Here is a 23,620-nt window from a genome sequence, read left to right as displayed (position 1 = left end):
AAGTCTCTTATTGAAATAACTCTGGTATTGAACAGGTTATTGATTGAATGAGTTGATAATTGGGCTCACTATTTATTAGACTGACTCTTTATTCAAGCGATAACCTTTGGTATTTGAGGATAAAATCGCTACAGCCAAGTGGGGCGTTGTTCATCACATGATGGTTTCTCCCGGAGACTGTCGATACTCTTAATCCTGCCTTGAGCACCAGCGCTTGAGTTGGGTCGCCAATAAAAGTGCAACACACACGGATACAAACCACGGAGATAAGGGGTTGTGTCACTAACGCTACAACCATAGCCCACAAAGGACGTTGCTTATGGATCATCAAATGAAATCACTGTTGGGTATTGAACTGCCGATCATTCAAGCGCCCATGGCCGGGGTACAAGGCAGTGCATTAGCGATAGCCGTTAGTGATGCTGGCGGTTTAGGCTCCTTACCATGCGGTATGTTGACGCCAGAGCAAGTGATAGATGAAATCAATACTATTAAGCGCGCCACGGCGAACCCCTTTAATCTCAACTTTTTTTGTCATCAGGTGCAAGCCTATGATGCGCAGCAACACGCCAGTTGGCAGACACAATTAGCGCCTTATTTTAATGAGCTGGGGGTCGAATGTGAAAGCCAGCCAAAGGGTGCCAGCCGAGTTCCTTTTAGTCATGAGATGGCCGATGCTGTCGAGGCATTCAACCCGCCCATTATCAGTTTTCATTTTGGCTTGCCTGAGCCAACACTGCTTAAACGGGTTAAAAGCTGGGGCACTAAGGTGATCTCGTCGGCGACCACACTCAAAGAGGGACTTTGGCTCGAGGCCCAAGGTGTCGATGCCATCATTGCCCAAGGCTTTGAGGCTGGCGGTCACCGTGGCATGTTCTTAACCCGTGATGTGTCAACCCAAATGGGACTGGCGGCGTTGGTGCCGCAATTGGCGAGTCAAGTCCAGGTGCCTGTGATTGCCGCAGGCGGGATTGGCTGTCATCAAGGGGTTAAAGCTGCACTCACCTTGGGGGCGGTCGGGGTACAGGTGGGCACGGCTTATCTGTTGACGAACCAAGCCACTACATCGCCGCTGCATCGCGCCGCGATCACCAGTGATGCCGCTATGCATACTGCCATTACCAATGTGTTTTCAGGGCGTCCTGCGCGGGGCATTGTTAATCGTGTGATGCGAGAATTGGGCTACATGAGCCCACACGCGCCAGACTTCCCCTATGCCGCAATTGAGTTGACGCAATTGAGACAAGTGGCAGAAAAACACTATAACAGCGATTTCTCACCCTTGTGGTGTGGGCAAAATAGCCAAGCTTGTCGTGCCATTTGTGCCAGCGAGCTGACCCTGTCACTGGCGGGGAAAATACAATAAACAGACCTGTTTAGGCTCGGCTATATCACTGGCAGGTGGCCGGTTTTAACCCAAATGACGGTTTCTTGTTCAACGTAGGGGAAATGTTCGCTCATGTGCGGGCTGCGCAGCCAAGTATGGGCTGGATATACCCCGAATTCATCACGAAACTCACCCGAGAGCACTAGGATCTCCTCGCCACCAAAATGGCGATGGGGCTGAAAGCGCTCGCCCGCAGGCCATTTGACTAAGGCTACATGTTCATGTTCAAACTGATGTAAGCCCATGACTTGCAAGCCGCCTATGCCTTGTTGCCAAGGAGTATTACGGGTGTCGATGCGCACAGTGCTACTGTCATGTGGGTCAAATTGATTGAGCTTAACCAATAAGGTGCAACCTTGCAGGCTAAAGGGGGCGTGTTGGCTGCCGGGAGGATTACGGATGTAACTGCCGGCAGGGTAGTCGCCGTGTTCATCAGAAAATACACCTTCAAGCACTAAAATCTCTTCACCCAGTGGGTGAGTATGACTGGCAAACGCCGAGCCAGCCTCATATTTGACTATGCTAGTGGTGTGGCCAGACTCTTTGGCTTCACGCTCAAGTGGCTTACGCCATACCCCTTTGGCTGGGCTTGCTTGCCAGTCTTGCTGCTGGGTGTCGATAGCCAATCGCTGAGTGAAATCCATGTTGAACATATTGTGACTCCCTAACTCATTGATGGGTTATGTTTAAGCCCAAGTGGGCTCAAACGGGGTAGTTATGGTCGCGCTAGATTAGCGCGACCATATTGCGCGTAATAGGCCGATTATCCGGCGCGCAGTGCCAGTATCTCATCGAGCGAAAATGGCGCAGGGTAACGATTAAAGTCACAGTCTTGCTTATCGATAGCATAGATTGACATGCGATCGGCGAGTTCATTACCCTCAATGCCTACGTGGGCAGCAACATGGGATATTTTTAGCTCAGTTTTGAGCTCATCATACAGGGTGTGGGCCTGTTGGATTATCTCTAAATTAGCAATGTCGCCTGCGGTTTTGCGCTTCCAACCTTTGGCTTTCCAGCCATAAGCCCAATTGGTAATGCAATTTAAGGCATATTGAGAGTCACTGTGAATATGAACGCTATTACCGCGCGCAAGTTCGGTTTTTGCCATCAGCAGTGCTTGCAATAGGGCATTTAATTCTGCGGTGTTATTGGTCCCCTTAGGGTTATATAAACCGTACCACAGCTCGGCAAGTTCACCTTGTCGATACAGTGCTAGCCCAGATCCTGCTTTGCCAGGGTTGGGCTCACAGCCGCCATCGGTATAGATATCCACATCACTGTCAGGCGCGGCGCTGGCGTTGGCAGTGGCTTGGCTTTTCGGCTTGTTAGCCGATGGGCTAGGGCGGGCACTGACGCCACCTTTAGCAAAAGCGGCTTTGGCTTCGGCTTCGGTTTTAAATGACTTATAGCGGGCGCCTGCAAAACCATCGACTAAGGCTTTGGTTTGAGGCCAACTGGTAAAAATACCAGTTTCACGTCCTGCCCAAACTACATAATATTTTGTTGCCATGTTTATCTCGTCTTAACCTTGTGCCAATCGTTGTGAGTATTATTGCTTGCAGTCACGCAAGAGTTTAACGAAAAATTCAGTGCCTTTACGTTCGGCAAAGGCGATATTACGCTCTGGGATCGACTCGGGATCAGCATAATTGGCCAGCGCCTGTTCCATGCTCGCTTCACGAATAATATGCAGTGTCGGATAAGGGGCACGGTTAGTGTAGTTGGCCGCACTATCTTGTGGCTCGCCATCGAAACAGTAATCAGGGTGAAAGCTCGCCAGTTGATAAATCCCCTCATAGCCTTGCTCAATAAGCAGATCATTGGCCATGTCGACCAAATCCAGATAGAGGTAAAACCCTTCAAATCCGCGCGGTAAGATCAGTAGCGTGGTTTCTATCTCGCCATGGGCATCGAGCAGTTGGCATTCATCGATTAAGGCGTTGAGCACGTCATCCAGTTGGCGGTTTTCCACGACTCGGTAACGTATGGTATCGGCCAACACCTCTTGGCGGGCAAATGGGCAGATATTGTATTTCATGATGACCCGTTCGACCCAATGCTGCATCTCGGTGGCTATGGCCTGGGTAAAGTCATCGGTTGCTGGTCGTTGCAGTGTCACCTGGTGTCTCCATTATTATCAATATCCCCTAAGCCTATGACGGCACAATCGTTGGGGAGAATTAAGGCGCGATCATAGGGATGATAGACAGCACAAGCAAGAGTGCCATGGTGATGTTAAACGCTTTTTGTTGCCGCTGGTTTTTTAGTAACCGTTTTAAAGCAACCCCAAAGCCTAACCAGACGATGGCACAGGGAAAGGCCACGCTTAAAAAAACCGAGGCAATGGTGAGCACTTGGCCTGTGAGCGGTTGCTCTAGGGTGGTAAAGGTGGCTACCGCGCCCACCGCCATGATCCAGCCTTTAGGGTTAACCCACTGAAAAGCCGCGGCCTGGATAAAACTGAGTGGTCGACTAGTGTGTTTGCCCTCCATCTTACTGCTGCTATTCGCGATCAGCCAGGCAAGATAGAGTAAGTAGGTGATGCCAATATATTTTATGGCGACATGCAGTATGGGGTAACGTTGAAACAGGGTGCTTAAGCCTAGGCCTATCGCCAGCACCATGGCAGGAAACCCAATGCAGATCCCCGCAAGATGAGGCAAACTGGGTTTGATACCAAAGTTGACCCCTGAAGACATCAACATGATGTTATTAGGCCCTGGGGTAATACCAGAGGAAAACGCAAACAGCGCAATAGCCAAGACAAGTTCCATGAAGGTAATCGTTTAGTCGCTTAAAGTCAGTGGCACATCATCGCCGAGAATATCACGCCTTGCCAGTAAAAAATGTCAGCCATCATAACGGCGCCTAATTTGTAGCAGGATTGGTTACCCGGGTTGCGATAGGGCGAGCCCCCTGGTTGCTTGTTCAAAGAGGAGTAACAAAAGAGGGATAATAAAAGCGGGCTAAAAATGTTGGGCACAAGGGGTTAACCCCATCGCCAGTCAGCAGCCTCCATTGTTCACGTTTTGAGGTGATACTCTCAGGCTTTATAACAAGTTAAGTGCTTATCTATGATCCAGATTATCGATAATGAGCGAGGCGAATAAAGGCGCCATCGGCGCCTTTATTGGGCATGGCTAAGAGAATTCTAACCCTCGTCTGCGCTAAGGCTTATCTCATAGGAGGTGAACTTTCTTAGGTTGATAACGCCCGTATCAAAAATCAGGTACTGGCCTTTAATCCCCATTAGCGTGCCACTGACCAGAGGATCTTTGTCAAAGTTATGCGAGGCAATTTTGTTGGGGAACGCGTTGACAGGGTAATTAATAGTAACGATCTCTTCATCGAGTTGCTCAATGGCATATTCACCATGTTGCATCGATAACTCGTGCATCCGGGTCTCAATTTGCGGTAGCAGCGCCTGGGCGTGGGCGGCTAAATCTAGCGGCTGGGCGTTGCCTTTGAGCATAGTGCGCCAATTGGTTTTGTCGGCGATCATTTTTGCCAACTCCACTTCTACAAGGCCCGATAACTGTCTGCTTGAGACCTTCAATATGGCTAAGCCTTGGGTGGCGCCCTGATCTATCCAGCGGGTCGGCAACTGAGTATGGCGGGTAATACCCACTTTTAGGCCCGAGGTGTTAGATAAATACACATAGTGCGGCACGAAGCAGTTATCTTCGCCCCACTGTGGCTCGCGGCAGGTGCCTTGTTCAAAATGGCAGGTTTCCGGTTTCATAATACACATATCGCAGCTGGCGAGCTTTTTCATGCAGACGAAACAATGGCCTTGTGAATAACTCTTCTTGGTTTTTTTACTGCAATGACTGCAGTAAATATGGCCAGTGTGAGTAAGGGTGACTTGACGGCCGATAAGCGGATTCATCTCGATAAGGTGGTCAGACAGTGGCAACTGGTATTGTACTTGGCCTTGGCTATCGAGCGCAGAACGCATCTTGCGGATGTTTCCGCTGATTGGGGCATTTGGCATCATGGAGTCCGATATAAAATAAATGAAAATAGCTAAATAGTGCGAGTAGCATCGCGATGACGCTAGATTATATCAGATTGCTAGCAATGTTTTTGATTGGTTTTACCGATTGTTAACTGGCCGCGAAGCGGGTGATGAATTAACAATCGGTATCGCAGGTTCCGTTTAAGCTTAGGCGTTGGTATCGAGCACCACGTCATCGCCGATAGTGTAGAGCGCTAAGCGCAGCTGCTGTTCGATATCATCATTCGGAATATTCAGGCTAAAGTTAGCCCTAAAGAGCGCTACGCCAGTGTGACTGGCGCTCTCATACTGGGTAGACAGTCGCTCTATATTGAGTCCAAGTTCACTAATTTTATTGGATATTTGGTGCACAAGCCCAGGCCTGTCATAAGCCACCAGCGAATAAGCTTGGTAGCGGCTCGGGGTGAGCTTATGGCGGGTTTTGGCATAGGTTAGGCTTAAGCCATCGATACATTCGAGGTTCTCGAGCAAGGTTTCCCAATTAGCTGCTGGCACTTCAAGTAATAAGATGGCGGCAAATAGACCATCGATATGACGCAGCTCTGAGTCGAGCCAGTGGCCACCGTGTCGGCTAACGATATGAGCAATCTGTTCAACTAAGCCTTGTTTATCGGCTACTTGCAGGGTAACTAGGTATCGTAACATTTCGCTAAAACTCCGTAAGTTGGTTAATATTGATGCCATTGTGTCGCTGTAACAATAATGTCATCTTGACGTCATATAATCTCGACCGTCAGCAATGGGATATGCATGTTTGACTATTGTTAACATAGGTATAACAACAATCCCAGTGAAAACTCTACAGAACAAACATAAACGAGGTTCTTAATGGAAACTCAGGTAACTCAACCTGGTTCTACTGCAGCAAAACTGTTGATGGGAAGGGGCTCTAATCGACGAGCTTGGCAAGATAAGCTCACCCAAGTAGGGGTAACGTTTGGCGGCACCATGGTGTTTGTCGCCTTGCTGTTGATCTTCTTTTATCTGCTGTATGTGGTGAAGCCGATTTTTGATGGCGCCGATGTCACACCGGTTATGACCGCCCAGCTCGATAAACCCGATGTCGCTACCTTGATGGTAGGCAGCGATGAGCAAAATGAAATTATTTATCGGGTCACCAGTCAAGGTGAAGTGCAGTTTTATCGTGCAACTACAGGTCAGCTTATTGAAACCAATAGTATAGAGATCCCCTCCGATGCACGCATTGTTAGCAGTGCCACCGCCTTTCCTAGCCAGCAACGCTTCGCTTATGGCTTATCAAATGGCCAAGTGATCATCGCCGATCTTCAGTTTGGCGTGACCTATCCAGATAACCAGCGACTCATTACCCCGAATGTGAGCTTTCCGTTAGGGCAACCTTTACTGCAAGTGGCCGGTGGCGATGTGGCGCTTAATCAGCTCACTTTTGCTTACTCAAGCGATAGAATGAGTTTTGCCTATCGCAGCGACGCGGGGCAATGGTTTCTTTCACGCCAAGAGGGCGAAGAGAACATGATGACCGAGGAGGTGGAATGGACGGCGACCTCCAGCGTGATAAGTGATGCGCCAGTGCAAGTGCAGCAGCAGTTAATGACGCCAGATCAACGCCAGTTACTGCTGCGTTCGGGTAACCGGCTATTTGTCTATGATATTCGTGATGCAGAAGCGATCACCTTAATGCAGGTGATTGAATTGGAGCGAGCCAAAACCAAGGTGACCGATGTCTCCTTGCTGGCAGGTGCCAGTTCGGTATTGGTAAGTTATGATAATGGCTTGATATTGCAGTATTTTCAGGTTAATGGTGACAAAGGCCGCCAGTATCAAGCGATCCGCCAATTTAGCAATCAGGCGGGTGTTAAGCGTATCGCTAGCGAGTTTTATCGTAAAAGTTTCGCCACTATTAGCGACTCAGGCGAATTAAACCTCTTATATACCACCAGTCAACGTAAGCTATTTTCCCAACGCTTTGATCTTAAGCAACCCGGCGTGATGGGCTTTAGCCCGCGCTCCAATGCTTTAGTGGTCGAGGCGGGCGGGCAATTACACTTGTTTGCCGTGGACAATAGTCATCCAGAGGTGTCGTGGAGCGCCATGTGGGACAAGGTGTGGTATGAGGGGTACCCTGAGCCGCAATATGTATGGCAGTCGACTTCGGGCTCGGATGATTTTGAAGCGAAATTAAGCTTAATGCCCTTGGCATTTGGCACCATGAAAGCGGCCTTATATGCCATGCTGTTCGCCACGCCGCTTGCTATTGCAGGCGCTATCTATACTGCATACTTTATGTCGCCAAAGGTGCGTGCCGTGGTAAAGCCCACCATTGAGATCATGGAGGCCTTACCTACGGTGATCTTGGGTTTCTTAGCTGGTTTATGGTTAGCGCCGTTAATTGAAGATAATCTCCCTGGGCTCTTGCTGTTACTGGTGCTGCTGCCCTGCAGCATTTTGCTCACCGCCTTTGCCTGGCATCAGTTGCCAGGGCGCTGGAAACAACGCCTGCCAGAGACCTATCAAGAGCTCATGCTGTTACCGGTTATCGTGTTTATCGGTTGGTTCTCATTTTACATCAGTCCCGTGGTTGAGCAGGTCTTCTTTGGCGGTGATTCGCGCATGTATATCACTAACGAGCTGGGGATCACTTTCGATCAACGTAATGCCTTAGTGGTCGGTATCGCCATGGGCTTTGCGGTGATCCCAACCATTTTCTCCATTGCCGAAGATGCGGTGTTCTCTGTGCCGCGCCATCTGTCAAATGGCAGTTTGGCACTGGGGGCAACTAACTGGCAAACCCTAACCCGAGTGGTGTTATTAACCGCCAGCCCAGGTATTTTCTCTGCGGTGATGATGGGGCTTGGGCGCGCGGTCGGCGAAACCATGATAGTACTCATGGCCACGGGTAATACCGCCATTATGGAATGGAGTGTATTTGAAGGCATGCGCACCTTGGCAGCCAATATCGCGGTCGAGATGCCAGAATCTGCCATTGGTAGCTCCCATTATCGAGTGCTGTTCTTGGCGGCGTTCGTGCTGTTTATCTTTACCTTCTTAGTTAACACCATTGCTGAAGTGGTGAGACAGCGTTTACGTGAACGCTACAGCTCATTGTAGTGGAGGCCAGTATGTTTTCGACATTAATATTTTCGCCTGTGACCTTAAGAGGCTTATGTAATGGGTAAGTGGTTTAAATCGGGTTCGCCGTGGATCTGGATGACGGGCGGCGCCGTGAGTATTAGCTTGATTGCCGTGTTGGGATTGCTGCTGTTAATCGCATGGCGCGGACTGAGTTATTTCTGGCCAGCAGAGATCTATCAGTGGGAGTTAGTGGATCAACAAGGAGTACGTTCAACCTTAATTGGTGAGATTTACGACACCGAAGCTGTACCTACCGAGCGTTTGTTGTCGGCGGGGCACCAGTTTAAGCAGCATCCAGGTGAAACGGTCACCCGTTACTTAATTAAAACGGGTAACCGTGAGTTTGTGAATCTGGACTTTCGTTGGGTGTTGGCCACTGATATCGTCTCGCGCACCGCGCCCTATGATGTGGCTAAGCTTGAGCGTAGCAAAAATGGCGATTTTTACGGTTATCCTATTGCCATTATCGAAGATGGCAAACGATTAGCGTTAGATGATGTCGAAGCCTCATTTGAGTCACATATCGAGCGGGCCGTCGCCTTGAGTGACCAAGCGGTGTCGCTGCAAAAAGGCGACATTGGCTCGATAAACTATCAGCTCGAAAACTTGCGTCTCAAGCAGCGGGGTTATGAATTAGATAACGCCCTGACCGACAGCCGTAAGCAGGCGCTGGCGAGCGAACGTGAGCGGCTGCAAAATGAGTACCTTGAGCTGGAAAAAACCTTCTTTGCCCTGCGTCAAGCGGCGGCTCGCGATGCGGTTGTGGTGCGCGATATGCGTGGTGAAGAGGTGGTGCTTAAACTCGATACTATTTTAGGTGTCACCTATTCTAATCGTTTAGGTATCGTCGGTAAGTTAGTCCACTGGTTTAAAGGGGTGGGCAATTTTGTCAGCGCCGATCCTCGCGAAGCCAACACCGAAGGTGGCGTGTTTCCGGCCATTTTTGGTACCGTATTTATGGTGATGTTGATGGCGGTGATTGTGACCCCCTTTGGTGTCATTGCCGCGGTTTACCTACATGAATACGCCAAAAAAGGCCCCATCACTAAGATGATCCGCATTGCGGTGATCAACTTAGCCGGCGTGCCGTCGATTGTATACGGTGTGTTTGGTTTAGGCTTTTTTGTCTATATGTTGGGTGGCTCGCTCGATCAACTGTTTTACCCCGAGGCCTTACCATCGCCCACCTTTGGCTCACCTGGGGTGATATGGGCCGCACTCACCTTGGCGATTTTGACCTTGCCTGTGGTGATTGTCTCCACCGAGGAGGGCTTAAGCCGTATTCCTAGTGCGGTGCGTCAAGGCAGCTTGGCATTGGGGGCGACGAAAGCGGAAACCCTATGGCGCATTGTGTTGCCCATGGCGAGCCCTGCGATTATGACCGGGCTTATTTTAGCGGTGGCCCGCGCCGCCGGTGAGGTGGCGCCATTGATGTTGGTGGGTGTGGTTAAATTAGCGCCCACATTGCCGATAGACATGAACTTTCCATTTGTGCATTTAGAACGTAAATTCATGCATTTAGGTTTCCATATTTATGATGTCGGTTTCCAGAGTCCCAATGTTGAAGCGGCGCGGCCCTTAGTGTATGCGACCTCATTTTTATTGGTGTCTGTGATTGTGAGCTTAAACTTAACGGCCATCGCCGTGCGCAACCACTTGCGTGAGAAGTATCGCTCGCTAGAACATTAATTGGGCATAGATTACATAGTGCTTAAGCTCGGCTTGAGCGCCAATATCCTTTTATCCTGAAGTGATTAGGAACAGATATGATTTCGATAGATAAGTCGGTAATGCAAACCGCGCCGGTAGATTTAGATAACTTAAGCAGTGAACAGACGGCACTAGAGATCCGCAACTTGGATCTTAAATATGCCGATAAACAGGCGCTCTTTGATGTGTCGATGAAGATCCCGAAAAAGCAAGTGACCGCCTTTATCGGCCCCAGTGGCTGTGGTAAGTCAACCTTGCTGCGCTGCATCAATCGCATGAACGATTTAGTGGATAACTGCCATATCAGTGGCGAGATTTTACTGCATGGGCAAAACATCTACGCCAAAAATGTCGATGTGGCTTCATTACGTCGCAATGTGGGCATGGTGTTTCAGCGTCCGAACCCGTTCCCTAAGTCGATTTATGAAAATGTGGTGTATGGCTTGCGGTTACAAGGCATTAACAATCGTCGTCAACTCGATGAAGCGGCGGAGCGCTCGCTGCGCGGCGCAGCCATTTGGGATGAAGTCAAAGACAGGTTACACGATAACGCTTTTGGCTTGTCGGGCGGGCAGCAGCAGCGTTTGGTGATCGCCAGAGCCATTGCCATTGAGCCAGAAGTCTTGCTATTGGATGAGCCCACATCGGCCTTGGATCCTATCTCGACCTTAACCATTGAGGAGCTGATCACCGACTTAAAATCGCAATATACTGTGGTGATAGTGACCCATAATATGCAACAAGCCGCAAGGGTGTCAGATCAAACGGCCTTTATGTACATGGGAGAGTTAGTGGAATATGCCGACACTAACACCATCTTTACCACCCCTAAGCAGAAGAAGACCGAAGATTATATCACCGGGCGTTATGGCTAATCTCATTGAGATAGCAAGCTTTGCTTGGCGGGCTAAGTCTGTTGCCGATGGCACGGAATTGATGACATTTAACAAGGTTGAATTTTTATGGAAAACATGAACTTAAATAAACATATCTCGGGTCAGTTTAACGCTGAGCTGGATGATATTCGTCATCGCGTATTGGCCATGGGTGGCTTGGTCGAACGCCAATTAGAGCAAGCGCTCGATGCGCTTGGCAATTTAGATGTCGAACTGGCGCAGCAGGTGATTGAAGGCGACCATACGGTCAATGGTATGGAGGTGTCTATCGATGAAGAGTGCACCCGCATCATCGCCAAACGTCAGCCTGCTGCCAGTGATTTACGTTTGATCATCGCCATTTCTAAAACCATCACTGACTTAGAACGTATTGGTGATGCGTGCGTTAAGATTGCCAAGGCGGCATTAGACAAGCGATTGAAAAACCAACAACCGCTATTGGTCAGCATCGAGAATATGGGCCGTCATGCCACCCGCACCTTACATGCCACTTTAGATGCCTTAGCGCGCATGGATGCCGACGTGGCCCTTGAACTGCATAAAGAAGATATCAAGCTCGACAGTGAATATGAGGGCATTATTCGCCAGTTGATGACCTATATGATGGAAGATCCACGCTCAATCCCCGAAGTACTTGATGTGTTATGGGCGGCTCGCGCGGTCGAGCGGGTAGGGGATCGTTGCCAAAATATATGTGAATACATCATTTATTATGTCAAAGGCAAAGATGTGCGCCACACTTCCTATGAAGAGATGAAAAATATCTAGGGCCTGTTGAGCTTTCAAGGTTGTTTTTGCAGCGAATTGCTGGGTATTTATACAAGGCAGAAGCTTCGCAGTGTAGTTATTCTACATAAAAAGCTGAGAACGCAGTAAAAATCCCCAACAAACGCTGCCCGAAGGGTTCGGCTAAAAACGTTTTACTCTTTGTTAAGTGAATTTTGCTTAGATGACTAGGCTGCAATCCACTCGCCTCGATTAACACGTTTTTTTCTCGAACAAAATTCAACCAGCAAAGATCAACAGGCCCTAGCCAGTCGGGTTAAACTCAGTCGCAATAAGAGCAGCCTTCAAGGCTGCTCTTTTGTTTATCGGTATCGATTAATATTTGCACGATTTAGTCAGAGGGTGAATTGAAAAGGGATTTCGGGTATACTTCGCCAGCTTCTGGTGAAGGTAGATTGTATTCAATAGCGCTTTATTAATGGTTGTTATTTAATGTAATTTGTTGCGTAGGTCGAGATAGCTTTGGCCTATGCCGTTGTGTATATCTTGTTTAAATGTTCACTCAGAAGCGTGCTGACCATGGCCATATGACTTAATGGCATCTCATGGATAGCATCAAATTTAGCTAGGCAGTCAGCAGTTGGGCTGTGTGGTATTAGTTTATGTTGAGAGGAACTATGTCGATAAAATCGAGTATCAACCCACCGGTGTTTTATTCATCGGTGGTCATGATTTTTATTATGGTGTTTGTGGGAGCCATATGGCCTGAACAGGCACAAACTATATTTAAATCTGCTCAGCACTGGCTAGAGATGAAAACCGGTTGGCTTTATATCTTGGCAGTGGCTATTTTCTTAATTTTTATTATCTTTGTAATGGTCAGTCGTTTTGGTGATATAAAATTAGGCCCCGACCATTCAGAACCCGATTACAGCTATAAAAGCTGGATAGCCATGCTGTTTTCGGCTGGTATGGGGATTGGTTTGATGTTTTTTGGTGTGGCAGAGCCGGTGATGCACTTTTTAGCACCGCCCGATGCCGACCCACAAAGCATTCAGGCTGCAAAAGATGCCATGAAAATCACCTTTTTCCACTGGGGTATTCACGCTTGGGCCATCTACGCTGTGGTGGCGTTGTGTTTAGCTTACTTCTCTTATCGTCATAAATTACCCTTGCTCCCCCGCAGTGCCTTATATCCGTTAATCGGTGAGCGCATTTATGGCCCAATAGGTCACGCGGTGGATACCTTTGCGGTATTAGGTACCTTATTTGGTGTGGCCACCTCATTAGGCTTTGGCGTGTTACAGGTTAACTCTGGACTCAATTACCTGCTTGGAGTGCCGATTTCTGCCACTGTGCAGGTGGTGTTGATTATCGCCATTAGCCTTATTGCCACGTTATCGGTCTTTTCTGGCCTCGACAAAGGGGTAAAGCGCCTCAGTGAGCTTAACCTAGGTCTCGCCATCTTATTGCTGATATTTGTGTTGCTATTTGGCCCAACAGTCGCCTTATTACAGGCGTTTGTCCAAAATACCGGTGCCTATTTAAGTGACATTGTCGGTAAGACATTTAACCTCTATGCCTATGAGCAGAAAAATGATTGGCTTGGTGGCTGGACCCTGCTTTATTGGGGCTGGTGGATCTCTTGGTCTCCATTTGTGGGTACCTTTATTGCACGCGTATCCCGTGGACGCACGATCCGTGAGTTTTTAATCGGTGTATTATTTGTGCCTTCGGCCTTAACCTTTATGTGGATGACCGTATTTGGTAATACCGCTATCGATGCCATCATGAACCATGGCGCGACCTATCTAAGCGAGGCGGTCTCTTCCGATGTATCGGTGGCTTTGTTTATGTTTTTCGAGCATATGCCGATGTCGACTCTGTTATCGACAATCGCCTTGTGTCTAGTGGTAACCTTTTTTGTTACCTCGTCAGACTCAGGGTCGTTGGTGATAGATAACCTGACCTCGGGCGGTGATCCTAATTCGCCAGTATGGCAGCGTATTTTTTGGGCGCTACTGCAAGGGGTGGTGGCTTCAGTGTTGTTGCTTGCTGGCGGGTTACAAGCCTTACAGACGGTAGCGATAGCCAGTGCGATGCCCTTTTTGTTAGTGATGCTGCTGATGTGTTTTGGCTTATTTAAGGCATTGCAGGACGATTGGCTTAAGATCAACAGCGTGCAGTCACACAATACCAGTGTGCAATACGCTAAGACCAACGTCAGTTGGGAAGATCGCATCGATGTACTGGTGTCGCATCCCAGCCACGAAGATGCCGTGCTGTTTTTAAAACATGTTGCTGCACCCGCTTTAGAAAAGGCCTGTTTAAGCTTTGTGAAGCGGAATATTCCGGCGCAGATGCAATATGTTGAAGACAGAGTGCGCTTTATCATTCAAGAAACAGAGCAGGGTGACTTTGTCTACGGCTTAAGGATACGGGCTTATACAATCCCTAATCCATTAGAAGCCGAGATTAAAGACGGCGATGTTAATTATTATCGGGTGGAAGTGTTCCTTGAGCATGGCGGTCAGCATTATGACGTGATGGGTTACACCGAGGAGCAGATTTTGGCCGACGTGGTGACCCAGTATGAGCGCTATTTGCATTATCTGCATCTGTCGAGCTCAGAATATGTCAGCGACGAAAACACTTAATATCCAATAGATCACCGCAAGTGATTTAAAAGCCCAAATCTTAGGATTTGGGCTTTTTTTATGGGGATGGTTAGCGCTGTTGGTGCTGCACTATTTTGGTTGCACTTAGGTAGGCCAATGATTATTCTTGCAGGCAATTATTTTTTGAAGAGAGGCAGTTCATGTCAACCCATCAAGGTCAAAGCAAGCTAGACAAAGTGCTGGCTGAGGCGCGCGAATACAAAGCCAAACGAGAAACCGGTTACCGTGAGCAGGCGTTAAAACTCTATCCTTGGGTGTGTGGCCGTTGTACCCGCGAGTTTACTCACTCCAACTTGCGCGAGTTGACCGTACATCATCGCGATCATAACCATGACAATAACCCCTCAGACGGATCAAACTGGGAGCTATTATGCCTCTATTGCCATGACAATGAACATGCTAAGTATGAAGAGCTGATCCAATATGGCGCGACCACAGAAACCAAAGTCGAGGCGGCCACCTATAACCCGTTTGCAGACTTAAAAGGGATGATGAGCAAAAAGTGATAAGCGCCACCGGCCTGTCGCTAGCATAAGATGCCGAGTCGTTATCAACTGTCTTGCTCAAGCAAGCGTTGTTCGGCTTGGCGCCACTTGTCACGGCTAATGACCTGCCCCTTATACGGCGCGCTGGCCTGAGACGGCTTGCTCTGTTTTAACTGGGCTTTGCGCTGATTAACCGCCTCAATAATCGCCTGTTGGCGGGCCTCGCTGGCCTGTCCCCAACCAACAATCTCATCAATATGGCGAAAACAGCCTACACAAATATCATCGTCATTAAGGCCACAGCGTGCGACGCAGGGTGAGCGCATAGGTAAACTCTTGTTCATTGTTTTGGCCGCGATTCTACGTCAGTGACAAGGCAGATTCAACGTCGCTACCTTTATGCTTAACATAAAAGCGTCATAGGCATTTTTGCTGACGCTATTGAGATTATCTAATCACTATCACTTGAGCCGCCTGCATAAAACACTTACTTTAAGAGGTACTTCAATCTGCTTACCTCACGAGTTATGTTATGCGCAGCAATATTCAGTTTTTCTTAATAGTCATCATGTTAATCGGCGTTAGCGGCTGCTCATTACTGGAGATTAAATTAGAAAGTGGTATCGAACCACTACCCAAGGAACAGCTGAATATGCGGGTGTTTAGTCGTGAGTTCAGTAATACCTTCTACACAGGGGTTGAGCATAGCGCCGATAAAATTGCGGCGCTAGCGCCCGATGATGTGGCTATCAAGTCTCACTCCCTGATGTGGAAAATCAACAGCGAGCAAGCTTTGCAGCGGGCGATCTTTCAGGCATCGCCTATGGCAGCTATGGTCGATACCTGGACCTTAACGGCTCAAATGTCGGCCTTTTTTGCCTCTGGCGCAGGTCATCAACTGTTTGGCGAGCAGCAAGCCATTGCCGTCACTGCTAGTCAGCAACTGCAACAAGAGTTCGAGCAGACAGTGAAAGGCTTTGTCAACGAGGTCGATTTTAAGCAGTATCAAGCGTTTGTTAATCAGTACGTGGCCGATAATCCGCTGATTGATATCACCTTTGTGCGCCGTTCCGCTTTTAGGGATTGGTTAGACTTTAAAGCCATTAATGAGTTTGAAGCGGTGACCACATTTGGTACCGTGCCCGAGGTAATGAGTGATATTTCTGATCGCATGGCGATGATATCTGAGCAGATGCCTAAGATCCTTGGCTGGAAAGCAGAGCTTTATGCATTGCATTCAACCCTAAATGTGGAACATATTCAGGTGACCTTGGCTAGCATCAGCGAAACATCGGCGCGTTTTCACCGCTTAATGGAGCAGAGCCCACAAATGATGCAAGACTTAGCGGTGGATCTGCGCCGCGAACTGACCCCACTCTTGCAGCAGCTCAATGAAGCGACCGATAGCAAACTTGTGCAGCTGTCTGCCGAGCGACAAGCACTCGAATCTATGGTTAAAAATGAGCGCCTTGCCCTAGAGGAGATGGTGGCAAGAGAGCGTATGGCCGCTGCTGCCAATTTGGATCAAATTGCCCAGCACTCGGTTGAGGTGGTGTTTGCGCAATTAACCGCCACGCTCAAGAGCCTGATCCTCTATTTTGTCTTATTTTTGCTGGTGATCTTTTTTGCGCCCCTCGGCTTGGGCGTTTGGCTGGGCAAACGCATGGCGCTTAAGCCGCAATCGCCTCAATAGCGCTATGCTGGCTGCGGTAACTTGATTACAATAAAAAGGCACTCACCGAGTGCTTTTTTTTATGAAGGAATCAACATGTCTTATGGTCAAACCCTGCAGGTACTCGGCGCATTACTGCATAACAGCCGTGGGTTATGGCAGGTCACAGCATTCGAATGCCATCATCTGCCTTGGGAGGCACACTACCCGACCTTAGCTAAGCAGGTGTGGCAAATAGGCGATGATGATATCGACGCTATTGATGTCAATACGCCGCGCTTACTGGCGACCTTGCTGCCAGCACTGACGCACGATCTTAACGCCATGGCCAATGGGAAGTCAGCGTCTGCGACTCAGGCGCAGGTATTCTTAGATTCGCTGGGGTTATTGTCAGGCGGCGCGCCAGACCAAGAGCTGCCCCATGCGCCACGCGCCGCTCAACCGCAGGCAAGTCACGCGGTACAGCATGTGGCAGTCACCGGCTTAGCCGATGAGGTGGCGCCCCATTTTAGCGCCCACATTAAAGGGCGTAAGTGGCAGCAGATCAGTGCATTTACCCAGGCCATTGCCGATGATAAGCACGATGTGCTCGAGTGGTGCGCCGGTAAAGGTCATCTGGGGCGGTTAATCGCTAAAGCGCAACAGCGAAGTGTTATCAGCCTTGAATGGCAATCGGCCTTATGTGATAGCGGTCAAGCCTTTGCGCAGCAGTGGTCACTGCCGCAACGGTTTGTCTGCGCCGATGCCTTTAGCCCCGATGCCGCTCGGTTGCTAACACCGGCTCAGCAAGCGGTGGCATTGCATGCTTGTGGCGATTTACATGTGGCGTTACTGCAACAGGCAAGGTGCGCGAACACGGCTTCACTGGCAATATCACCTTGCTGTTACCATCTTATTCGCGCTAGCCATTATCAGCCGTTATCGCAGGTCGCTCAGCAAAGTGGACTTAACTTAAGTCGTCACGATCTGCAGTTGCCTTTGCAGCACAGCGTTATCGCTAATGATAAGGCCACCGAGCTGCGCCATAAAGAGGTGGCGTGGCGCTTAGGTTTTGATAGCTTGCAGCGTGAGGTGAGCGGGCATGATCATTACTTGCCGATACCGTCGGTAAAACAGAGTCAGCTCAATGGCGACTTTAAGGCATTTTGTCTCTGGGCCGCAGCACAAAAAGGCGTATCCTTGCCGGTAAACTGGCCTGTGGAGCACTATTTGGCATTAGGGTATCGACGCCAGCGACTCACGCGGCGTATCGATCTGGTGGCGCACCTGTTTCGTGATGTGCTGGAGCAATGGCTCTTGCTTGATAGAGTCTGCTTTCTCGAAGAGGCGGGTTATCAGGTCAAGTTAACTACTTTTTGTGATAAGCAGATCACCCCGCGAAACCATCTGATTTTGGCTCAGCGTCACCCCCATGACTAAATCGGCGTTGCCTTGGTTCTGGGTGAATGCAGGTGCCACTTGGTGAGATAAACCCGATAGACTTGGTTAAAGAGACGACACTTGTCGGCTAATTGTCGAAAAAAGCCGCTCTATGGTGGTTTTTTATTGAATCATGCGCCGTTTCTTGCTCAAATGTCGGGTTATCAGTGAATAATAATAAATATTGGCGCGGTTAGTGTTGATATATTGAGCGAACTACACGGTTGCATGAAATATTCTCGCGTTTTTATAAATAGCCTAGCCTATGAGCTGGCCCCTGTAGTGGTCTCCACTTCAGAGTTAGAGTCTCGATTAGCCCCCCTCTATCAAAAGTTTAGGATCCCAATGGGGCAACTTGCCGCATTAACCGGGATCCAAGAGCGTCGTTGGTGGCCAAAAGGACACAGATTATCTGACGGCGCCATAGCAGCGGCGCATAAATCAATCGAAGAAACCGGCATCAGCGTTAGCGATTTAGGCGCGGTGGTTTACACCGGCGTTTGTCGTGACCAACATGAGCCCGCCACAGCATGTCGCATCGCGGCGGAGCTTGGCGTCTCAAAAGATACCGCCATCTACGACATCAGTAACGCCTGCCTTGGGGTGTTGTCGGGTATTCTCGATATCGCTAATCGTATCGAGTTAGGCCAGATCAAAGCTGGGCTTGTGGTCTCATGTGAATCGGCGCGCCATATTGTCGACATCACCATAGACAACATGCTGGCTGAGCCAACGATGCAAAATTATGCCCGCTCATTAGCGACCTTAACTGGCGGTTCGGGCGCGGTGGCGGTGTTATTAACCGATGGCAGCATCCCCTTAAAAGGCGAGCGTCAGCACCAACTGCTGGGCGCAAGTCATCTGTCGGCACCCGAGCATCACAATTTGTGTCAGTGGGGCTTGCAAGAAGCGGGCACGCAACTGTACCGCGAATTTATGCGCACCGATGGTGTGGCCCTATTGAAAGAGGGGGTCGAGTTGGCACGACATACTTGGAGCCATTTCCTTGAGCAGCGTAACTGGCTGGTGGAGCAGGTCGACAAGGTGATTTGTCACCAAGTGGGCGCCTCTAACCGTAAACAGGTACTCAGTGCGCTTAATATTCCGCAAGAGAAAGAGTTTCCCACCTACCAATTTTTGGGCAACATGGGCACTGTCTCGTTGCCGGTCACCGCTGCCATGGCGCATGATCAAGGCTTTTTGCGTAAAGGCGATCAGGTGAGTTTTCTTGGCATAGGCAGTGGTCTAAATTGCATGATGCTTGGGCTTAAGTGGTAATTGACCACTGATTGTCCCCATAGTGTTGTCTCAATCAAACAGATTATCTCGATAGCGGCGCATCGGTCGTTATCGAGGACAAAAATGGTATATAGGAAAGATCATGCTCGATACGCTATTTCCCTTTAAGCGCAACTATTTCGATATCAATGGTAACAAGCTGCATTACGTCAACGAGGGCCAAGGCGAGCCGGTGGTGATGGTGCACGGTAACCCAAGCTGGTCATTCTATTATCGTAACTTGGTATCGGCCTTAAGCGATAACCATCAGTGTATTGTGCCGGATCATATTGGCTGTGGTTTGTCAGATAAGCCAGACGATAGCGCATACGATTACACCCTTGAGCAGCGTATCGATGATTTAGCAGCCTTATTAGATCACCTCAACGTTAAGCAAAATATTACCCTTATCGTGCACGATTGGGGCGGTATGATCGGCATGGGCTTTGCGGCGCGTCATCCTGAGCGGATTAAAAAATTAGTCATCCTCAACACTGGCGCGTTTCATCTGCCAGAGGCAAAACCCTTTCCGTGGGCCTTATCTATCTGCCGCAACACGCTGCTAGGCACGGTATTGGTGCGCGGTTTTAATGCTTTTTCATCGATTGCATCTTATGTTGGCGTTAAACGTCAGCCTATGCCAAAAGCGGTTCGCCAAGCATATGTTGCGCCGTTTAACTCTTGGGCCAATCGCATCTCGACGCTGCGTTTTGTGCAAGATATTCCGCTTAAGCCTGGTGATAGAAACTATCAGTTGGTGTCGGATATTGCCGCCGCCTTGCCACAGTTTGCCACACTGCCTGTGATGATCTGTTGGGGTCTGCAAGACTTTGTGTTCGATAAGCACTTCTTAGATGAGTGGCAACGGGTGTTTCCGGGTGCTCAAGTGCATGAATTTGCCGATTGTGGTCACTACATTTTAGAAGATGCCAGTGATGAGGTTGTCGCTCATGTTCGCCAGTTTATGGCGCACTAATGACACCGCCCGTTTGCAGTAGCCCAGCCGACAGCTTATCTGGTAGCTCATCTGTTAGCCCATTGCTGGCAAATGTCGTTGATAAACCACAATTAAATGCCGATGGTGCCAATCTGTGTCGCCATCTGCACAGCGCCGCCCAGCAAACCCCAACGCAACTGGCGGTGGCGGTGCAGCAGGCCCACGGCGGTTTGTTGACTAAAAAATTCAGCTATCAAGAGCTTAGCTTCGATGAACTCGATAAGCTCAGCTCGCGTATGGCATTTGCCCTCGAGCAATATGGCATCACTCGCGGCATGAAAGCCGTGTTAATGGTCACCCCCAGTATCGAATTTTTCACGCTCACCTTTGCCTTGTTTAAGGCGGGGATCATTCCTATTTTGGTTGATCCTGGCATGGGAGTAAAAAACCTTAAGCAGTGTTTTGCAGAATCTCAGCCCGATGCTTTTATTGGTATTCCTAAAGCGCACCTCGCTAGGCGCTTGTTTGGCTGGGGTAAACACAGCATAAAAAAACTCATCACCGTTGGCGGCAAGGGCTGGTGGGGCGGGGTGTCCTTGCCTCAACTCTTAAGCCAGGCGCCAGTGGATAAGCCTTATCCAATGGCGCAGCTGAGTCATGATGAGATGTGTGCCATCTTATTTACCAGTGGTAGCACTGGTACGCCAAAAGGGGTGGTCTATTCCCATCGCATGTTTGAGGCGCAAATTAGCGCGCTTAAACACGATTATCAGATAAGCCATGGCGAGCGTGATTTAGCCACTTTTCCGCTGTTTTCCCTCTTTGGCCCTGCGCTGGGCATGGCTTCTATTGTGCCCGATATGGATGCCAGTAAACCTATTACGGCCAATCCTAGCCATATCTTTGCCGCGCTCGAACGCTATCAATGCACTAACATGTTTGTTAATCCGGCGCTGATTGAACGTTTAGGTGAGGCGGGCACAGATAACCACGCGGTAACACTGCCTAGCCTAAGACGAGTGATCTCCGCCGGTGCACCTGCCACCATCGCTTCTATAAAACGCTTTAGTCAGCTACTCAATGATGATGTTGAGGTGCTTAACTCCTATGGCGCGACAGAATCCTTACCCATCAGTAAAATGGGCAGTCAGGCCCTATTTGCCACTACAGATATCACAGATAACGGCGGTGGGATCTGCGTAGGTGACGCCATAGAGGGAGTCGATATTGCCATCATTGGGATCGATAACGCGCCCATTGCTCAATGGGATGACAATTTGCGCTTACCTGCGGGTGAGATTGGTGAAATTGTGGTGTCAGGGCCTATGGTCAGTCGATGCTATTATCAGCGTGACAGCGCGACACTGCTGGCCAAAATAGCAGGCAATGACGATGTTATTTATCATCGTATGGGGGATTTGGGTTATCTCGATGCTGACGGGAAATTATGGATGTGCGGGCGCAAAGCGCACCGGGTCGAGGCGTTAGCGCCTGACAATGAGGGCAGCATCAAACGCTATTTCTCTATTCCCTGTGAGCGTATTTTTAATACGCATCCGAGCGTTAAACGCTCCGCCTTAGTGGGTATCGATATCGATGGTAACACCACGCCCCTGATCTGTTTAGAGCTGAAGCAAGGTTTAAGCTGCAGTTGCTCGGCGCAGCTGTATCACGAATTACGTGAGTTAGCCCAAACCCATGAGCAAACAAAAGGGATAACACGGTTTGCCATTCATGGGGGGTTCCCAGTCGATATTCGTCATAACGCTAAGATTTTTAGAGAAAAATTAGCACTATGGGCCCAAGCCACTTATAAAGAATAAGCAAAAATTGCCCCATTGATCTCGCCGCAAGGTAAAAGATAAATGAGTCTGACTGAGCAATGGCCGATAATTGACTGAAAAATGATGATGGCTACGGATAGCATGACAGCAGAGAGTATAACAGCAGGTAGCATGACAGCAGAGCACACCACAGCGCCAAGCCTGGCGCAGTTTCACCCACAAGAGCAAGCCGCCTTACAGCAATTAGCGCAGCATTCGCCGCGGGTGTTAGTCACTGGCGCTGGCGGTTTTTTAGGTAAGGCGATTTGTGAGCGGCTTGTCGCTGCTGGCATCAAGGTCAGTGGTTTGGCCCGTGGCACTTATCCAGAGCTAACCGCCATGGGCGTCAATATGCTCAAGGGTGACATTATTGATGCCAAACAGGTTTCTGATGCGCTGCAAGGTTGCGATTTGGTGTTTCATGTGGCCTCCAAAGCGGGCGTGTGGGGCGATAAATCCAGCTATTATCTGCCTAATGTGGTGGGCACCAACAACATTATTAACGCCTGCTTGGCGCATAATATTCCGCGCTTGGTGTATACCAGCACCCCCAGCGTCACTTTTGCCGGAGTCGATGAAGCATTTATCGATGAAACGCAGCCCTATGCCGCCAGTTACCTTAACTATTATGCTGAGTCCAAAGCCCGCGCCGAACAACAGGTGGTGGCGGCCAATGGCCAAGTGTTGGCCGATGGTAAGCTGTTAAAGACGGTATCGCTCAGGCCGCACCTTATTTGGGGGCCTGAAGATCCCCATTTAGTGCCACGCGTGATTGCGCGTGCTCGGGCCAAACGACTGAAATTGGTTGGCCGAGACGATAAACTTGTCGATACCATTTACATCGCCAATGCCGCCTATGGTCATCTATTGGCGGCGCTGGCCTTATATGACGACGCGCCATCTTGTGCGGGGCAATGTTATTTTTTAAGTAACGATGAGCCCATCACCATGGCGGCCATGTTAAATAAGATCTTAGCTTGTGCACACTTGCCTGCGGTTACCCAACGCGTGCCAGCTAATCTTGCCTATGGGGTGGGGGCACTGCTCGAAGGTGTCTATTGGCTGCTGGGTAAACAGCAAGAACCCATCATGACCCGTTTTGTCGCTAAGCAGTTGTCGACCAGCCACTATTTTGATATTGCGGCGGCCAAAAAGGATCTGGGTTATCAACCGCTGATCTCTATCGATGACGGTATGGTGTTATTAGCCTCTTGGTTGCAGCAACAAAAGTGACTTTAACTATCTGTCTAACGCCTTAATTTATACGCGCTAACTTATCCTCCCATATACGCACTAACAATGAGTACTTAATATAAGTAGTTAATATAAGTAGTTAATATAAGTAGTTAATATGAGATTCATTAATAGTGTTTGAGTTGTTGCGACTCACTCATCATGACTTAGCATGTGTGCACACAGCATCCTGCACACAGTATCCTGCACCGTTATCTATCTCCTACAAACCCCATCAACGCCC

20 protein-coding genes are annotated in these 23,620 nt (G+C 49.2%); 13 read left to right on the top strand and 7 right to left on the bottom strand.

Going from position 1 to position 23,620, the window contains the following annotated elements:
* Positions 1-319 precede the first annotated feature (319 nt).
* On the top strand, positions 320-1,366 hold the full coding sequence (locus tag DVO77_RS01325) for an NAD(P)H-dependent flavin oxidoreductase (protein ID WP_119976990.1): 1,047 nt from the start codon (positions 320-322) through the stop codon (positions 1,364-1,366).
* Between the two features lie 20 nt (positions 1,367-1,386).
* Here DVO77_RS01325 and DVO77_RS01320 read toward each other — a convergent pair whose 3' ends face one another.
* From DVO77_RS01320 to DVO77_RS01295, 6 genes are all read right to left on the bottom strand, one after another.
* Positions 1,387-2,040: a cupin domain-containing protein gene (locus tag DVO77_RS01320; RefSeq protein ID WP_119976989.1), complete on the bottom strand. Its 654-nt coding sequence runs from the start codon at positions 2,038-2,040 to the stop codon at positions 1,387-1,389.
* 110 nt (positions 2,041-2,150) lie between these two features.
* Positions 2,151-2,900, bottom strand: coding sequence for a ribonuclease H family protein (locus DVO77_RS01315; RefSeq protein WP_119976988.1), 750 nt, complete (start codon positions 2,898-2,900; stop codon positions 2,151-2,153).
* 39 nt (positions 2,901-2,939) lie between these two features.
* Positions 2,940-3,455, bottom strand: a complete 516-nt coding sequence (locus tag DVO77_RS01310; protein ID WP_119977091.1) for a DUF1415 domain-containing protein — start codon at positions 3,453-3,455, stop codon at positions 2,940-2,942.
* 115 nt (positions 3,456-3,570) lie between these two features.
* Positions 3,571-4,164, bottom strand: coding sequence for a LysE family translocator (locus DVO77_RS01305; protein WP_110458140.1), 594 nt, complete (start codon positions 4,162-4,164; stop codon positions 3,571-3,573).
* 377 nt (positions 4,165-4,541) lie between these two features.
* Positions 4,542-5,384: a DUF2797 domain-containing protein gene (locus DVO77_RS01300; RefSeq protein ID WP_373317408.1), complete on the bottom strand. Its 843-nt coding sequence runs from the start codon at positions 5,382-5,384 to the stop codon at positions 4,542-4,544.
* Positions 5,385-5,555: 171 nt separating this feature from the next.
* Complete coding sequence (locus tag DVO77_RS01295; protein WP_110458192.1) at positions 5,556-6,053, bottom strand: glycine cleavage system transcriptional repressor; 498 nt, start codon at positions 6,051-6,053, stop codon at positions 5,556-5,558.
* 183 nt (positions 6,054-6,236) lie between these two features.
* On the opposite strand from DVO77_RS01295, the gene DVO77_RS01290 reads away from it, so the two are divergent.
* From DVO77_RS01290 to DVO77_RS01260, 6 genes are all read left to right on the top strand, one after another.
* Positions 6,237-8,495, top strand: a complete 2,259-nt coding sequence (locus tag DVO77_RS01290; RefSeq protein ID WP_119976987.1) for an ABC transporter permease subunit — start codon at positions 6,237-6,239, stop codon at positions 8,493-8,495.
* A 60-nt stretch (positions 8,496-8,555) separates the two neighbouring features.
* The gene (gene pstA, locus DVO77_RS01285) at positions 8,556-10,208 is read left to right on the top strand and encodes a phosphate ABC transporter permease PstA (RefSeq protein ID WP_119976986.1); all 1,653 of its coding nucleotides are present in this window, start codon (positions 8,556-8,558) and stop codon (positions 10,206-10,208) included.
* Between the two features lie 77 nt (positions 10,209-10,285).
* Positions 10,286-11,104, top strand: coding sequence for a phosphate ABC transporter ATP-binding protein PstB (gene pstB, locus DVO77_RS01280; protein WP_119976985.1), 819 nt, complete (start codon positions 10,286-10,288; stop codon positions 11,102-11,104).
* Positions 11,105-11,191: 87 nt separating this feature from the next.
* A complete protein-coding gene (phoU, locus tag DVO77_RS01275) occupies positions 11,192-11,893 on the top strand; it encodes a phosphate signaling complex protein PhoU (protein ID WP_110458136.1) in 702 nt (233 codons plus the stop codon).
* 635 nt (positions 11,894-12,528) lie between these two features.
* The gene (locus tag DVO77_RS01265) at positions 12,529-14,508 is read left to right on the top strand and encodes a BCCT family transporter (protein WP_119976984.1); all 1,980 of its coding nucleotides are present in this window, start codon (positions 12,529-12,531) and stop codon (positions 14,506-14,508) included.
* Between the two features lie 161 nt (positions 14,509-14,669).
* Positions 14,670-15,035, top strand: a complete 366-nt coding sequence (locus DVO77_RS01260) for a YajD family HNH nuclease (RefSeq protein ID WP_110458134.1) — start codon at positions 14,670-14,672, stop codon at positions 15,033-15,035.
* A gap of 44 nt (positions 15,036-15,079) precedes the next feature.
* On the opposite strand, the gene DVO77_RS01255 is transcribed toward DVO77_RS01260, so the two are convergent.
* Positions 15,080-15,340, bottom strand: a complete 261-nt coding sequence (locus tag DVO77_RS01255) for a DUF1289 domain-containing protein (protein ID WP_119976983.1) — start codon at positions 15,338-15,340, stop codon at positions 15,080-15,082.
* Positions 15,341-15,546: 206 nt separating this feature from the next.
* Here DVO77_RS01255 and DVO77_RS01250 point away from each other — a divergent pair, with 206 nt between their 5' ends.
* The 6 genes from DVO77_RS01250 to oleD all read left to right on the top strand — a co-directional run bounded on the left by DVO77_RS01250 (position 15,547) and on the right by oleD (position 23,376).
* Positions 15,547-16,707, top strand: a complete 1,161-nt coding sequence (locus DVO77_RS01250) for a chemotaxis protein (RefSeq protein WP_119976982.1) — start codon at positions 15,547-15,549, stop codon at positions 16,705-16,707.
* A gap of 75 nt (positions 16,708-16,782) precedes the next feature.
* Positions 16,783-18,105, top strand: coding sequence for a methyltransferase (locus tag DVO77_RS01245; RefSeq protein ID WP_119976981.1), 1,323 nt, complete (start codon positions 16,783-16,785; stop codon positions 18,103-18,105).
* 228 nt (positions 18,106-18,333) lie between these two features.
* Positions 18,334-19,383 (top strand): 3-oxoacyl-ACP synthase III, encoded by a 1,050-nt coding sequence (locus tag DVO77_RS01240; protein WP_119976980.1) that lies wholly within the window; start codon positions 18,334-18,336, stop codon positions 19,381-19,383.
* 103 nt (positions 19,384-19,486) lie between these two features.
* A complete protein-coding gene (locus tag DVO77_RS01235) occupies positions 19,487-20,359 on the top strand; it encodes an alpha/beta fold hydrolase (RefSeq protein WP_119976979.1) in 873 nt (290 codons plus the stop codon).
* A complete protein-coding gene (gene oleC / locus DVO77_RS01230; protein WP_119976978.1) occupies positions 20,359-22,143 on the top strand; it encodes an olefin beta-lactone synthetase in 1,785 nt (594 codons plus the stop codon). The genes DVO77_RS01235 and oleC overlap by 1 nt, the downstream gene beginning before the upstream one ends.
* A gap of 132 nt (positions 22,144-22,275) precedes the next feature.
* A complete protein-coding gene (gene oleD / locus DVO77_RS01225; RefSeq protein ID WP_119977089.1) occupies positions 22,276-23,376 on the top strand; it encodes a 2-alkyl-3-oxoalkanoate reductase in 1,101 nt (366 codons plus the stop codon).
* The last annotated feature ends 244 nt before the right edge of the window (positions 23,377-23,620 follow it).

Source organism: Shewanella algidipiscicola (assembly GCF_003605125.1).
Lineage (GTDB): Bacteria > Pseudomonadota > Gammaproteobacteria > Enterobacterales > Shewanellaceae > Shewanella > Shewanella algidipiscicola.
Note: the sequence above shows the minus strand (reverse complement) of the source record. Positions and strands in the feature narration are given on the sequence as shown.